At 72.5% G+C, this 14,577-nt stretch carries 11 protein-coding genes; 7 read left to right on the top strand and 4 right to left on the bottom strand.

Annotation, left to right across the window (positions count from 1 at the left end; all coding sequences use genetic code 11):
- Positions 1 to 87: 87 nt before the first annotated feature.
- Positions 88 to 1,575 (top strand): alpha/beta hydrolase, encoded by a 1,488-nt coding sequence (locus tag PGH47_RS32910; protein ID WP_271666396.1) that lies wholly within the window; start codon positions 88 to 90, stop codon positions 1,573 to 1,575.
- A gap of 174 nt (positions 1,576 to 1,749) precedes the next feature.
- On the opposite strand, the gene PGH47_RS32905 is transcribed toward PGH47_RS32910, so the two are convergent.
- Positions 1,750 to 4,590: a SpoIIE family protein phosphatase gene (locus tag PGH47_RS32905; protein WP_271668201.1), complete on the bottom strand. Its 2,841-nt coding sequence runs from the start codon at positions 4,588 to 4,590 to the stop codon at positions 1,750 to 1,752.
- Positions 4,591 to 4,777: 187 nt separating this feature from the next.
- Here PGH47_RS32905 and ligA point away from each other — a divergent pair, with 187 nt between their 5' ends.
- The 5 genes from ligA to PGH47_RS32880 all read left to right on the top strand — a co-directional run bounded on the left by ligA (position 4,778) and on the right by PGH47_RS32880 (position 10,701).
- Positions 4,778 to 6,874 carry an NAD-dependent DNA ligase LigA gene (gene ligA, locus PGH47_RS32900; RefSeq protein WP_271666395.1) on the top strand — a complete coding sequence of 699 codons (2,097 nt, stop codon included), beginning with the start codon at positions 4,778 to 4,780 and terminating at the stop codon, positions 6,872 to 6,874.
- A 167-nt stretch (positions 6,875 to 7,041) separates the two neighbouring features.
- Positions 7,042 to 7,770, top strand: a complete 729-nt coding sequence (locus PGH47_RS32895) for a DUF4328 domain-containing protein (protein WP_271666394.1) — start codon at positions 7,042 to 7,044, stop codon at positions 7,768 to 7,770.
- 314 nt (positions 7,771 to 8,084) lie between these two features.
- A complete protein-coding gene (locus PGH47_RS32890; protein WP_271666393.1) occupies positions 8,085 to 8,945 on the top strand; it encodes an alpha/beta hydrolase family protein in 861 nt (286 codons plus the stop codon).
- A gap of 31 nt (positions 8,946 to 8,976) precedes the next feature.
- The gene (locus tag PGH47_RS32885; protein ID WP_271666392.1) at positions 8,977 to 9,801 is read left to right on the top strand and encodes an alpha/beta fold hydrolase; all 825 of its coding nucleotides are present in this window, start codon (positions 8,977 to 8,979) and stop codon (positions 9,799 to 9,801) included.
- 150 nt (positions 9,802 to 9,951) lie between these two features.
- A complete protein-coding gene (locus tag PGH47_RS32880; RefSeq protein ID WP_271666391.1) occupies positions 9,952 to 10,701 on the top strand; it encodes a DUF4142 domain-containing protein in 750 nt (249 codons plus the stop codon).
- Positions 10,702 to 10,794: 93 nt separating this feature from the next.
- On the opposite strand, the gene PGH47_RS32875 is transcribed toward PGH47_RS32880, so the two are convergent.
- On the bottom strand, positions 10,795 to 11,376 hold the full coding sequence (locus PGH47_RS32875; protein ID WP_107907674.1) for an Rv1733c family protein: 582 nt from the start codon (positions 11,374 to 11,376) through the stop codon (positions 10,795 to 10,797).
- A 163-nt stretch (positions 11,377 to 11,539) separates the two neighbouring features.
- Entirely contained in the window at positions 11,540 to 12,304 is a 765-nt protein-coding gene (locus PGH47_RS32870) for an SIS domain-containing protein (RefSeq protein WP_271666390.1), read from the bottom strand.
- Between the two features lie 188 nt (positions 12,305 to 12,492).
- Between PGH47_RS32870 and PGH47_RS32865 the strand changes: the two genes are divergently transcribed.
- Positions 12,493 to 13,374 (top strand): MurR/RpiR family transcriptional regulator, encoded by an 882-nt coding sequence (locus tag PGH47_RS32865; RefSeq protein ID WP_271666389.1) that lies wholly within the window; start codon positions 12,493 to 12,495, stop codon positions 13,372 to 13,374.
- A 64-nt stretch (positions 13,375 to 13,438) separates the two neighbouring features.
- Here the strand turns inward: PGH47_RS32865 and PGH47_RS32860 are convergent, their stop codons facing one another.
- Complete coding sequence (locus PGH47_RS32860) at positions 13,439 to 14,518, bottom strand: N-acetylglucosamine kinase (RefSeq protein WP_271666388.1); 1,080 nt, start codon at positions 14,516 to 14,518, stop codon at positions 13,439 to 13,441.
- Between the last annotated feature and the right edge of the window lie 59 nt (positions 14,519 to 14,577).

The raw sequence follows: 14,577 nt of genomic DNA, 5'->3' as shown, positions 1-14,577 counted from the left end.
GGGACCGGACTTGACGGGCACACGCTATCGATAATCATTTTCATTTGCTAGCCCGTTCTTACCGACCTCCCGAAACCCGGAGCGACCTTGTCCGTCCTGCCCCGCCCCACCGCCGTGCTGTGCGCCCTCGTGGCCGCGGCCGCCCTGCTCCCCACGACCGCCCCCGCCCGCGCGGCGACCGCCCTGGCCTTCGGCGCGTGCCCCGACTCCGTGCCGAAGCCGCCCGCCCCGGACCACGTGGAGTGCGGGCGCCTCTCCGTCCCGCTCGACCGGCAGCACCCCTCGGGCCCGCGCATCGAGATCGCCGTCTCCCGGGTCCCCGCCTCCGGCACCCCCGCCGAACGGCGCGGCATCCTGCTGGTGAACCCGGGCGGCCCGGGTGGCTCCGGCCTGCCCTACGCGGTCACCAAGCGCGCCAAACTCCCCGCGAGCGTGCGGCGTTCGTACGACGTCATCGGCTTCGACCCGCGTGGCGTCGGCGGCAGCGCGCCCGTCGACTGCGGCGCGATGGGCGGCCTGTTCACCAAGCCGGGCGCGGACCCGGTGCCGGTGGGCCCGCGGTCCGAACGCGCCTACCTCACCGCGGTGCGGCACATGGCCGACGACTGCGCGGCGGGCGCGGGCACGGAGGTACTGCCGTACCTGTCGACCGAGCGGACCGCGTACGACATGGACGCGATCCGCGCCGCGCTGGGCGAGCCCCGCACGGGCTTCCTCGGTGTCTCGTACGGCAGTTACCTGGGCGCGGCCTACGCGGCGCGATTCCCGCACCGGGTGGGCCGGATGGTGCTGGACAGCGTGGTCGGGCCCTGGGACTGGCACGACTTCGACATGATCCAGAGCCGGGCGCTGCTGCGCGCCCGCGACACGTTCTTCGGCTGGACGGCCGGACACCCGGCCCGCTTCGGCCTGGGCGCGGACAGGGCCGCCGTACGCCGTTCATACCTGCGCGTACGCCAAGGGCTCGCCGCCCGCCCGCTGAACGGCTTCGGCCCGGCGGAGTTCGACCGCGCCGTCTACCGAGCCCTCGGCCGCACCGAGCGCTGGACCTCACTGGCCGACGGTCTGCGCGCGTACCTGACGGACGCCACCGTGGACGGCCTGCGCCCGCACTCCGCCTTCGACGGCCCCGAGTCCCGCAACTACGAGGCGGCCAACCGGATCGTGAAGTGCGCGGACGGCCCGGCGCCCACCCCGCGCGAGATCGTGACGGACATCCGACGCATACGGCGCCTCGACCCGCAGCCGGTCCTGACCGGCCTGGAGGCCACGACCTGCGCGTACTGGCAACACCGCCCCGACCACCGCACGCCCCTGGGCGGCCCGGCCACCCCGCCCGTCCTCCTGGTGGCCTCCGCACACGACCCGGTGACACCGATCCGGGGCGCCCATGAGCTGCGAAAACTGCTGCCCGGCTCACGTCTGATCACCCTGGAGAACGACTACTCGCACGGCGTGTTCGCGAGCCGGGGGAACGCGTGTGTGGACGGTGCGGTGGCGGCTTATCTGGTCGACGGGGTGGTGCCGGGGAGCGATGTGCGGTGTGGCGGGGCGGGGTTGCCGGGGGTGCGGTGACACGACGGGCCGGGGGTGCGGTAATGCGGTTCATCCTCGATGCCGGTCCGCAATCCTTCAGCCCGTCCGGCGTTTGAGGACGAGGCCCGTTCAGGGCCGAAAGCGGGGGTCCGGGGGCCGCAGGTCCCCGGAGGCGCCCGCACAGTCGCCGGTGCCCTGAATATCGCGGCGCCCTCAGCGGCAGCACCCCGGAAGGGGCTGCTCCGTCCAGATGACCTTGCCGTCAGGCGTGTAACGCGTCCCCCAGCGCTCGGTCAGCTGGGCGACGAGGAACAGACCCCGGCCACCCTCGTCGGTGCTCTGGGCGCGCCGCAGCCGGGGTGACGTGCCGCTGCCGTCCGACACCTCGCAGATCAGGGCACGGTCGCGGAGCAGACGCAGCTGGACCGGGCCGGTGGCGTGCCGGATGGCGTTGGTGACCAGTTCGCTGGCGATCAGTTCGGTGGTGAAGGTCAGCTCGTCGAGGCCCCACTCGGCGAGCTGGGCGGTGACCGCCGCGCGTGAGCGGGAGACGACCGCCGGGTCGCTGGGCAGGTCCCACTGGGCCACCCGGTCGGCGCCCAGCGAGTGCGTACGGGCGACGAGCAGCGCCACGTCGTCGCCCGGGCGGGCCGGCAGAAGGGCGTCGAGGACGGCCTCGCAGGTGTCCTCGGGCGAGCGGTCGGCACCGGCCAGGACGGCACGGAGGTCGTCGAGTCCGGCGTCGATGTCACGGTGCCGGTCCTCGACCAGACCGTCGGTGTACAGCACCAGCCGGCTGCCCTCCGCCAGCTCCAGCTCGACCGTCTCGAAGGGCATGCCGCCGAGGCCGAGCGGCGGGCAGGCGGGGAGGTCGACGAACTCGACGCTGCCGTCGGGGGCGACGACCGCGGGCAAGGGGTGCCCGGCGCGGGTGAGGGTGCAGCGCCGGGACACCGGATCGTAGACGGCGTACAGACAGGTGACTCCGACGATGCCGGAGTCGGGGCTGTTCTCCGCCGCCCAGCCCTCGCCCCGGTCGAGCCGTCCGACCAGGTCGTCGAGGTGGGTGAGGAGGTCGTCGGGCGACAGGTCGAGGGAGCAGAAGTTGTGGACGGCGGTGCGCAGCCGCCCCATCGTGGCGGCTGCGTGCAGGCCGTGCCCGACCACGTCGCCGACGACGAGTGCGACGCGGGCGCCGGACAGCGGGATGACGTCGAACCAGTCGCCGCCGACACCGGCCTGCGCGGGCAGATAGCGGTAGGCGACCTCGACGGCGCTCTGCTCGGAACGGCCCCTGGGCAGCAGGCTGCGCTGGAGGGCGAGTGCGGTGTTGTGCTCGCGGGTGTAGCGGCGGGCGTTGTCGATGCAGATCGCCGCGCGGCCGACCAGCTCCTGGGCGAGGGACAGGTCGTCGTCCTCGTAGGAGTCGGGTTGCAGGGAACGGTAGAAGCTGACCACGCCGAGGGTCGTGCCACGGGCCCGCAGCGGCACGGTGATCAGGGAGTGGATGCCGGCCTCCAGCACCGGCGTCAGCCGCTCCGGGTCCTGCGCGATCCACCCGTCCGCCTCGGTCAGGACCGGTTCCATGACGGACTGCCGGGTCTCCAGGGAGCGGGCCTGCGGCGTGGAGGGCACGTACTCGACGGTGTCCCCGACGTCGTACAGATTGTGCGGCTGTTTGCGTACGGCGCGGATGGCGACCCGGCGCAGTGCGGTACGGCCGCCGAGCGCCTCCGGTTCCTCGCCGCGCAGCACGGAGTCGGGCAGGTCGACCGCGACGAAGTCGGCGAACCGGGGGACGGTCACCTCGGCGAGTTCCTCGGCGGTGCGGGTGACGTCCAGGGTGGTGCCGATCCGCACGCTCGCGTCGTGCAGCAGCTCCAGCCGCCGCCGCGCGAGCATGGCCAGCCGGCCGACACCGGGCTCCCCGACGAGCAGCAACCAGCCTTCGGCGCCCGCAGGTTCGCCGTCCGGGGTGGTGACGGGTGCGGTGGCCGGGGCTTGTGGGGCGGGCGTGGAGTGGGTCACGGGCGATCCGGCCGGCCGCCGTCCCGCTGATCCGAGCCGCCCCTCCCCTGCCGGCGCCGCCGGGATCCCCGTCTCCCCCGGAGCCGGAGCCACGTCCAGATGCCGGAGGCGGGGGCCGCCCAGGACGCGGGCCTCGACCGCCACGCCGGTCTCCCCCGCCGCGCCCGTGACCTGGCGGCGCAGCAGCGTCGCGCTGCGGCCGCTGGGCAGGGTGACCTCGTCGAGGGTGCGGTGCGGGGAGGCGATGAGTTCCTCGGCCTTGGCGCGCAGCACGGCCATGTCGATCCGGCCGAGCGCCCCGCCGTCCAGGTCGGGCCGCAGCCCGTCGGGCTGTCGGGGCCAGTCCCTGGCATGGCCGTCGGCCCGCCGGTACGCGGCGAGGAGCGCGCGTTCGCGCAGGTCGGCCTGTTCCAGCAGCCGGGCCTCGATGCTCCGGGCGGCCTCGCGGACCATCCGCACCATGGCCGGGTCGCCCTGGTCGCGCAGACACGTGATGTCGAGGACGGCCTCGATGCGTCCGCTGAGCGGGTCGCGTACGGGGGCGCCCGCGCAGGCGAAGGGCTGGAGGCAGTCGGCGAAGTGCTCGCGGCCGGCGATGTAGACGGGGCCGCGCTCGGCGAGGGCGGTGCCGACGCCGTTGGTGCCGACGACCGCCTCGGAGGCGTCGAAGCCGGGGGCGAACCGCACCGCGTCGAGGCGGTCGCGCAGCTGCCGGTCGCCGCCGAGCCGCTGAACCATGCGGCCCTGTCCGTCGCACAGCGCGATAGTCATGCTGGCATCGGCGAAAGAGCTGGTCAGGTCGGCCAGGACGGGGTCGGCGGCGTGCCGGAACCGTTCGTCCAGGGCGACGTCCCCGGTGTACCGGACCAGCAGCCGGTGCGGCTCAAGACCGACGGAGCGGCAGCGTTTCCAGGAGTCGAGCACCGAGTCCCGCACGTCCGACTCGACGAGTGAGCCGGCGAGGAATCGTTCATGTGCATCGACGAGACCGCCGATGTCGTCCCAGGCGACGGACAACGGGACCACTTCCTCACCCGAAGCCGGGCCGGACGCGCACCACTGCTCGGCCCGCGACCCGGGGGCTTCGCCAAGCGATATCACCCTAGCCCTTCCGTGACGCGCATCACAATTGCTCGCCAGGGCCTCGCGGGCCGCGGCCGCCGCCAGGGTTCGGCGGAATGCATTGTCAGTGGTGGCAGGCAGGATGACAGGCATGACAACACCAGTTGCGCAGATCGTGGACGCCGCCGGGTACGCGCGGGCCGTCGAGGACGTCGTCAAGGCCGCGGCCGCCTATTACACGGACGGCACGTCCCCGCTGGACGACGACACCTACGACCGGCTGATGCGGGGCATCACCGCGTGGGAGGCCGATCATCCCGATCAGGTGCTGCCCGACTCGCCGAGCGGGAAGGTCGCCGGGGGCGCCGTCGAGGGCGATGTGCCGCACACGGTCGCGATGCTGAGTCTGGACAACGTCTTCTCGGCCGAGCAGTTCACGGCGTGGACGGCCTCGCTGGCCCGCCGCATCGGGCACGAGGCGGAGAGATACAGCGTCGAGGCGAAGCTCGACGGTCTGGCGATCGCGGCCCGGTACACCGAGGGGCGGCTGACGCGGCTGATCACACGCGGTGACGGGACTGCCGGGGAGGACGTCTCGCACGCGATGAGCACCGTCGAGGGCCTGCCCGAGACGCTCGCCGAGCCGGTCACCGTGGAGGTACGCGGCGAAGTCCTGATGACGGGCGCGCAGTTCGAGCACGCCAACGAGGTGCGCACCGCGCACGGCGGGCAGCCCTTCGCCAACCCGCGCAACGCCGCGGCGGGCACCCTGCGGGCCAAGGACCGCGCCTACACGGTCCCGATGACGTTCTTCGGCTACGGTCTGCTGCCGCTGCCCGAGACCGACGAGGCCCTGACGGCGCGGCTGGACGGCCTCGCGCACAGCGAGCTCATGGCCCTGGCCGGGCAGCTGGGCGTGCACACCACCGCCACCACCGAGGTGCCCGGCGTCACCGCCGACAGCACGGACGACGTCCTTGCCCGGGTGCGGGAGATCGCCGCGCTGCGCGCCGAGCTGCCGTTCGGGATCGACGGGATCGTCATCAAGGCCGATCTCGCCGACGACCAGCGGGCCGCCGGGAACGGCTCGCGGGCCCCTCGCTGGGCTATCGCCTACAAGCTGCCGGCCGTGGAGAAGATCACCCGGCTCCTGGACGTCGAGTGGAATGTGGGCCGCACCGGCATCATCGCCCCGCGCGGCGTCCTGGAACCGGTCGAGATCGACGGCTCCACCATCACCTACGCCACGCTCCACAACCCGGCCGACATCACCCGGCGCGATCTGCGGCTCGGGGACCAGGTGATGGTGCACCGCGCGGGTGACGTCATCCCGCGCATCGAGGCCCCGGTCGCCCATCTGCGGACCGGCGACGAGAAGCCGATCGTCTTCCCCGAGGCGTGCCCGCGCTGCGGTTCGGCGATCGACACCAGCCAGGAACGCTGGCGGTGCGAGCAGGGACGCAACTGCCACCTGGTCGCCTCCCTCTCCTACGCCGCCGGCCGCGACCAGCTCGACATCGAGGGCCTGGGCGCCACCCGTGTGGTGCAGCTCGTCGAGGCCGGTCTGGTGGCCGATCTCGCCGACCTGTTCACCCTGACCCGCGAGCAGCTCCTCGGGCTGGAACGGATGGGTGAGACCAGCACCGACAACCTGCTGGCCGCCCTCGCCACGGCGAAGGCACGCCCGCTGTCGCGAGTCCTGTGCGCGCTGGGTGTCCGGGGCACGGGCCGCTCCATGTCCCGCCGTATCGCCCGGCACTTCGCCGTCATGGACAACATCCGTGCCGCCGATGCCGAGCAGTTGCAGCAGGTCGAGGGCATCGGCCCCGAGAAGGCACCTTCGATCGTCGCGGAGCTCGCCGAACTCGCCGGTCTGATCGAGAAACTCGCCGCCGCCGGGGTCAACATGACCGAGCCGGGCGCCGCCTTCGTCCCCATGGACGCCACCGCCGACGCCACCGACACGGACGCCGACACGGCCGACGCCCCGGCGGGCGGTCCGCTCTCCGGGATGACCGTGGTGGTCACCGGCGCCATGACCGGTCCCTTGGAGAAGCTCAGCCGCAACCAGATGAACGAACTCATCGAACGGGCCGGCGGCCGCTCCTCCTCCAGCGTGTCCAAGAAGACCAGCCTCGTGGTGGCCGGGGAATCCGCCGGGTCCAAGCGCGCCAAGGCCGAGGACCTCGGCATCCGGCTCGCCACCCCGGACGAGTTCGCGCTCCTCGTCGCGGACTATCTCGACTGATCGCCCGCGGGCCGGGGGGGAGGGTCCGACCTGCGGAATTGTCGGACCCACCTGCGAATTTGTCATGGACGGGATGGGCGAGATCGACATATCGTGCCTCGGCCACGCGCTGTTCCGCGGGCCTCTGTCTCTTCTCTTCTCTTCTCGCCCGTGGGGGGCTCATCACCGTGTCCGCGACCAATGACCCGCGTCCACATCCGCAGCTGCCCGCCGAAAGACCCGGCGCAGCGCCCCTCTGGCTCCTGGTCGCGGCGGTGGCGGGCCTCTCGCTGGTCGCCCTCACCGACGCGTTCAGCCTTTTCGCCGGGCTCAGGCTCAGGGCGGTGATCGACGGGGACGACGGCTTCCTCTTCGCCCCGCAAGGAGACCTGGGAGCCGCCGTCTCCCTGTACGAAACAACCTCGCGGTACCAGGTCATGGTGTACCTGCCCGCCGCGATCGCCTTCGTCCTCTGGTTCTTCCGGATGCGCGCCCTCACCGGCCTCATGGCACCGGACCGCTTCCGCAACGGCCCCGGCTGGGCGATCGGCGGCTGGCTCATCCCCCTGGTGAACCTCTGGATGCCGTACCGCATCGCCGTCGACATGTGGGGAGCCGCCACACCACTGCCGACCGAGGACGAACGATTCCGGGCGCGGCTCTGGCCGGTGAACCTGTGGTGGGGCCTGTTCGTCTTCAGCGTCCTGTTCAACCGCTTCGCCGGCACGAAGTACAACGACGCCGAGACCTTGACGGAAACGAAAGAGGGGGTGGAGCAGTACATGACGTCCGACGTACTGCACATCCTCGCCGCCGCAGCCGCCATGTACTTCGCCATCCGCCTGACCACGATGCAACGCTTCAAGGCAGCAGCGGGCCCGTACGGCGTCACACCGACCAAGGAGCCGACGGCCTGAGGCTCGGCGCCCGCCGGAGCTCTGGCCCCACTCCCACAAGGCCAACCCCGCCGATCCGCGCCATACTCGACCCCATGCGGTCGCTACGGGGCCTCGTCGGGGTTGTCGCCGGGATGGTGCTGGTGGTTGCCGTCGGGTGCACCGGGAGTGATGGGGAGGGTGCGGCGGGTGCGCGTACGGCTTCGGCTTCGGCTCGGGGCGGGAGCGGGTCCGTCGGCGCGACTGCCTCGGCCACGGCGTCTGGACCGGCGTCCGGCTCGGCACCGGTCTCGGCATCCGGCTCTGTCTCGGTTTCGCCCGGTCCCGGGGATCCGGTGTCCCTTCCGGCGTTGATGGAGCGTGAGCAGCGGGGGTCGGATCTGCGGGTCGGTGCGGTGCGGGTTCGGACGGACGCGTATACGCAGTACGCCGTCACCTATCGGTCGAACGGGCTGAAGATCTCGGGGATCATGAACGTCCCGCGGGGTGCCGGGCCGTTCCCGGCGCTGGTGCTCGCGCATGGCTACATCGATCCGGACATCTACACCACCGGCCGTGGCATGCCGCGGGAGCAGGACGTCCTCGCGCGGGGCGGGTACGTCGTCCTGCACACCGACTACCGCAATCACGCGGGCTCCGACGACGATCCCGACAACGACGTCAATCTGCGGCTCGGCTACACCGAGGACGTCATCAACGCCGTGCACGCCCTGCGGTCCGCGTCCCGGCCGAACGTGGACGACGGGCGGATCGGGCTGCTCGGGCGGTCGATGGGCGGCGGGGTCGTGTACAACGCGCTGGTCGTGGCGCCGGGGCTGGTCGACGCCGCCGCCGTGTACGCGCCGGTCAGCTCCCGTCCACAGGAGAACATCGACCGGTTCCAGCGGCCGGAGGGCGACCCGCTCGTCGAGGAGATCGAGGCCGCGCACGGCACCCCGCAGGAGAACCCCGAGTTCTGGCGGCAGGTCTCGCCGGTCACCTACGTCGACCGGGTCACCGAGCCCCTGCTGATCCACCACGGCACCGCCGACGACACCTGCCCCCTGGCCTGGACGAGGGCGACGGTCGCCGCGTTCGAGGCGGCGGGCAAGGACGTGGAGCTGCGGACGTACCGGGGTGAGGGGCACACGTTCGGGCCGCGGTGGGCGGACTCGATGGACGTCACCATGAGCTTCTTCGACCGGCATCTGCGGTGATCGAACGGGCGGGAACGGGGAGAGCATCCACATGCCGCATGTCTCGGTGAACGGCGTCGAGCTCTACTACGAGGTGGCCGGCGAAGGCGATCCGCTGGTCCTGGTCCATGGCTCCTGGGGCGACCACCACAACTGGGTGCCGGTGATGAAGGACCTCACCCGGGACCACCGGGTGCTGGTCTACGACCGTCGCGGGCACAGCCGGAGCGACTGCCCGCCGGGGCAGGGGTCACGTCGTGAGGACGAGGACGATCTGGCGGACCTGATGGAGACCCTCGGCTTCGCCCCCGCGTTCGTCGCGGGCAACTCCTTCGGCGCGTCGACCGCGTTGGGGCTGGCCGGCCGGCACCCCGAGCTGTTCCGGGGCATCCTCGCGCACGAGCCGCCGCTGCTGGGCGTCGTGGCCGACGACCCCGGGTCGGGTCCGTTGCGCGCCGAGACCGGACGGCGCCTGGCATCCGTCGTCGACCGGCTGCGGTCCGGTGAACCGCTCGCGGGAGCGCGGCAGTTCGTGGAGGAGGTCGCGTTCGGTCCCGGGGAGTGGGAGCGGATGCCGGACCGGGTGCGGGAGACCTTCCGCGTCAACGCGCCCACGTTCGCCGACGAACAGGGCGACCCGGGATGGGCCGAGCTCGACCTCGCCGGCCTCTCCGGATACACCGGTCCAGCGCTGCTGACGAAGGGCAGCGAGAGCCCGCCGTGGTTCGCCGGCATCGTCGGCAGGCTCTCCGGCGCGCTCCCGCAGGCGGCGACGTACACCTTCGAGGGCGCCGGACACATCCCGCACGTCAGCCACCCCACCGAGTACGTGCGTCAGGTGGCCGCGCTGGTCGCCCTGGGCCGCCGGGCGCCGTAGCGGCCGAGCGGCGGGCCGACTCCGTACGGTTCGCGGGTGATTGTGACGGACGACGCACAGGGAACCGCAAGTTTTTTCCCGCGACGGTGATTGTTTCGCGCGTTCCGTCCGTACCTCCTGGAGACCAAGCCGCTCACGTCAGGAGGCACGATGCCCATCTCGCGCCGCATGGTAGGAACCGTCTTCGTGGGAGGCGCGCTCGTCCTCACCCTCTCCGCGCTCGCCTACCCGGCCATGCTGGGCGTGGAGACCACCTCCGCAAGCCAGGACCGCGTCATCGCCAACACGCAGTACGGGCCGCTCACCGAGGCCGACCGGGACTTCGTCGTGAAGGTCCGCGCCGCCGGGCTGTGGGAGCACCCGCTGGGCATGATGGCGATGCAGCGCGGGACCACGGCGGAGATGAAGGAGGCCGGCCAGCACCTGGTCGTCGGACACGCCCGGCTCGACCTCGCCTGCCGCAAGCTCGCGTCCGAACTGAACATCACGCTGCCGAACCAGGCCAGCCCGCAGCAGCAGCAGTTCGTGGCGACGGTGGACTCCAAGACGGGCAAGGAGTTCGACGCCACGGGCGTCGCGATCATGCGGGTGACGCACGGGCAGATCTTCCCGGCGATCGCGAAGATCCGGGGCACCACGCAGAACACCCTGGTCCGTCAGCTGGCCGACCTGGCGAACGACACCGTGCTCGACCACATGACCGTCCTGGAGAAGACGGGCATGGTGAACTTCGACGCGAACAACTTCCAGCAGACCACCCCGCCGAAGCTCCCCAAGGACCAGATGACGCCGCCCGCGCCCCAGCCGGGCGCGCCGGTCCTCACGCTCGCCATCCCCAAGGGCCTGGAGGACCTCAACACCGCGTCCCCGACGGCGCTGCCGAGCGCGGACGTCAAGTGACGGACGCTCGGCCGACGGTCGAATGAGCCGGGCCCCGGAGCAGTCGCTCCGGGGCCCTGCTCGTGTCCGGCAGCACCCGATCGCATCCGGTCCTCAGCCCGTCTTCCAACCCCACGGCGTGTCGACCCGCTCCCACTCGGCGGCCCACTGGTCCAGACGCCGCCGCTCCATCCCGAGCCGGACCACCCAGGCGGACCCGAGCACGAGGCCCGCGGTGCCCGCCCCGGCCAGGATGCCGCCGGCGACGGCGTGCAGCATCATCTCGGTCTCCGTCAGGGGCTCCTTGGGCAGGACGCCGGTGCGGTCGGTCCACACCTGGACCTTGCCGCCCGCCTTCATATGGGGCGGCACTCGCGCCTCGTCGGTACGCGTGGAGCCGTTCGGGTCGGTCCAGCGGACGGGAGCCCACACCAGATGGTCGGTGGTCACCCGGGCCGGCCCCGGATCCTCCGCGTCCTTCACCAGGACGGCGGTCACCTTGTGGCTCTGGGCCCGCTGGTGCTCCGCGGAGCGCACGACCGCGTCCGCCGCGACCAGGCCCCCGAAGACGGCGCCGACCAGCGCGAGGAGCCATCCGCACAGAACCACCCAGGCCTCGATGACGTCGCTTCGCCGCCGCAGCGGGTTGCGCCGCCACCGCCACAGCCGCACCTTCGTGCACTCCGACACAGCCATGCCGACACCCCCTTGAGCACCGACAGCACCCTTCCAGTGTGCGCCTGTTGGCTCTTTCGCGTAGGTCGAGACGGCACTGAATGAAACATTCAGCACTTTCGGTGTCTTTCGGTGGATCCATTCACCGCTGGGTCGAGGCGGGCCGCCGACCACCCCGGGTCGATCAGCTCGCGGTGCGCCTGATGCGGCCGGCGTACCGCTTCTCCAGCTCCAGGTTTCCCTCGAACCCGCCGGGCACGTTGGCGGAGACGTACACGGGCGGACGCTCCCCGGCGGCGATGAGCAGCGCGGACGCCTCGGCCACGGCCATCTGCACGAGCAGGACGCCGGTCAGGGTCGACAGCGCGCACACCGCGCCTCCGCCGGGCAGCTCCATCAGCGCGTCGCCGCGCGGGGCGGCGTTGTCGAGGACCACGTCCGCGAGGTCGGCGAGCTTCCGGCCGCTCGGGTGGCCGGCGGGGACCGCTCGGGTGTGGGCGAGGGAGGTGATGGCGAGGATGCGGTGGCCGTGCTCCTTGGCGTGCAGGGCCATCTCCACGACGACGCTGTTGACGCCGGAGTTGGAGATCACGACGAACAGGTCCTGGGGGCGGGGCGCGGCCAGTTCGTAGATCCGGCCGGCGACCCCGGCCCGGCGTTCCAGGAGCGGGTCGTCCAGGGCGCTCGGGGGCTCACCGCCGTAGAGGACGAGGTCGGCGATGCTCAGCCGGTTCGTCGGCACGAGTCCGCCGGCCCGGCCGGCGATCTCCAGGACGGTGGCCTGGGAGTGGCCGGTGCCGAAGGCCTGGATCACACCGTCCGCGCGGACGCAGTCGGCGATCAGTTCGGCGGCGCGGGCCACGTCGCCCCGGGCGGACTCGGTCAGCCGGTCGAGGACGGCCATGCTCTCGCGCGCGAAGCGCCGGGCGCTGACGGACTCGTCGGACACGCGTCACTCACTCCCCACGACGGAATGACACCGCTGGATGAAACCACCCTGCGATACCGCATCGGTGAATCACTGAATCACACACCGGCGGTGCGGGCAATGAGCCGTCTCTCCGGCGGCCGACGCAACTGCCAGTCCGGTCCTGGTATTCAAGCTGCGGGACATACGGTGGCTGATACCTTCGATTCATGCCCCCGACGGACGTCACGACCCTGATCCGTACCGAGCTGCCCAGGCTGGCCGGCTCCCTGCGGAAGGTCGGCGAGCTGATCCTGGAGGATCCGGCCGCCGTCACCCACTGCTCGGCCGCCGAGCTGGGCCGCCGCACCGGCACCTCGCAGGCGACGGTGACCCGTTTCTGCCGCGCCATCGGCCTCGACTCCTACCAGCATCTGCTGATCGAGCTGGCCCAGGAGCGCGGCCGCGGCCAGGTCTCCGACTGGGGCACCGCCGAGATCGGCCCGGAGATCTCCCCCGACGACTCCCTGGAGCGGGTCGTGCAGGTCGTGGGCAGCACGGACCTGCGCGCGGTGCAGCAGACCATCGACCGCATCGACCTGGACGCGATCGAGCGGGCCGCGCAGGCGGCGGCACGGGCCCGCCGGATCGATGTGTACGGGGTCGGCGGCAGCGGCGCGGTGGCGCAGGAGACCGAGACACGGCTGTTCCGGATCGGCTGCGCGGTGCGCGGCTGGACCGAGGTGCACGGGGCCGCCACCTCCGCCGCCCTGCTCACCCCGGCGGACGTGGCCATCGGCATCTCGCACTCCGGGGCCACCCGGGAGACGGTCGAGCCGCTGGAGCTGGCCAAGGAGCGCGGCGCCACGACCGTGGCGATCACCTCCGACCCGCGCTCGGCGCTCGCGAAGGCCGCCGACATCCGGCTCATCTCGACCGCCTCGGAGACCAGCTTCCTCACCGGCATCGGCGGCCGGCACTCGATCCTGGTCCTGATCGACTGCCTCTACGTCCGGGTCGCCCAGCTCTCCTACCAGCGCGCGAGCGCCTCGCTGGCGCTGACGGACCACATCGTTCCGCAGCACACGGTGAAGTCCCGGCGCTCGCGCTGAGCGCGGCCGGTTCCGCACGGAGGAAGCACCGGCGAGCCGTGCAGTGACCCCCGACTCGGGCGCCTCAAGTGCCGGGGCGGGGCGACGTGTTCGCACCTCCGGGCGCCGCGGCCTCGGCCCCTTCGACACTGAGCCGGGCGAGCGCCACCGCGCCCCGGCAGCCGTCCCGCACCCAGTCGAGCGTGAGCCCGAGGGGCCCGAGCCGGGCCGTGAGGAGTTCGGTGAGCGGGCCGTCCGGGCCGAGGAGGGAACCGGTCGCGACGATCCGTTCGCCGGAGCGCGGGGCAAGGGCACGGACGGTGTCGGTGAGGTGGTCGGCGGCCGTGGCGAGGATCCCCTCGGCGACCGGATCCCGGTGCCGGGCGGCTTCGGCGGCCAGCGGCGCGAGGTCGGCCAGTCGCACGGGCGGGCGGTCCATGGCGGCGGGGAGCAGGTGCATGCGGTAGGCCTCGCGCCGGGCCCGGGTCCAGGACTCGACGTCGTACGGGCCGGGAGCGTCCGGCGGCAGGACGTCCTCGGGTACACCCGACGCCCGCCCGACCGAGGCGCCGAGCGCCGTGGGCGCGCCCCGGCCGTCGGCCATGCGCAGCGCCACCCGTACCGCTTCGCGCCCGATCCAGAAGCCGCCGCCGTCGTCGCCGAGCAGCCAGCCGTCGCCGGCGACGGTCTCGGTGCAGGCACGCCCGTCGATGCGTCCGGCGACCGCTCCGGTGCCGGCCACCAGCGCGAGCCCGTCGGCGGGACAGCCGGACGCCGCGGCGAACGCCACCTCGATGTCGCCGTGGATCTCGACCGATCCGGTGCCGATGCCGAGCCTGCTCAGCGCCACGGTGAGCGCGGCGTACGCCTTGACCCGCCCCGGCTCGTCCGGCGCGGTGCGCGAGGCCCCCGCGAACCCGCCCGCCACGGCCACGACATGACCGCGCAACTCCTCGGGCACGGCCCGCGCGAGTGCCTCGACGAGATGCTCGACGAGCTGCGCCCCGGGGACGGTCAGGGCGTTGCCGGGCCCGGAGACACCCTCACCGTCGGGTTCGCCACCGCCGACGGGTGCCAGGACGGCACGCGTACGGGTGCCACCGGCGTCCAGCCCGACGACGTAGGCCGGCGCCGATCCGTCCGAGTCTCGTTTCACATCACTCATCATCACGACCTCACGGCCTCGACCGCACGACCGAGGCCGTACGGCCGCCCCGGCCACCG

This window comes from Streptomyces sp. HUAS 31 (assembly GCF_028198125.1).
Lineage (GTDB): Bacteria > Actinomycetota > Actinomycetes > Streptomycetales > Streptomycetaceae > Streptomyces > Streptomyces chartreusis.
The sequence above is the reverse complement of the archived record's forward strand: the minus strand, read 5'-3'. Positions and strand labels throughout refer to the sequence as shown.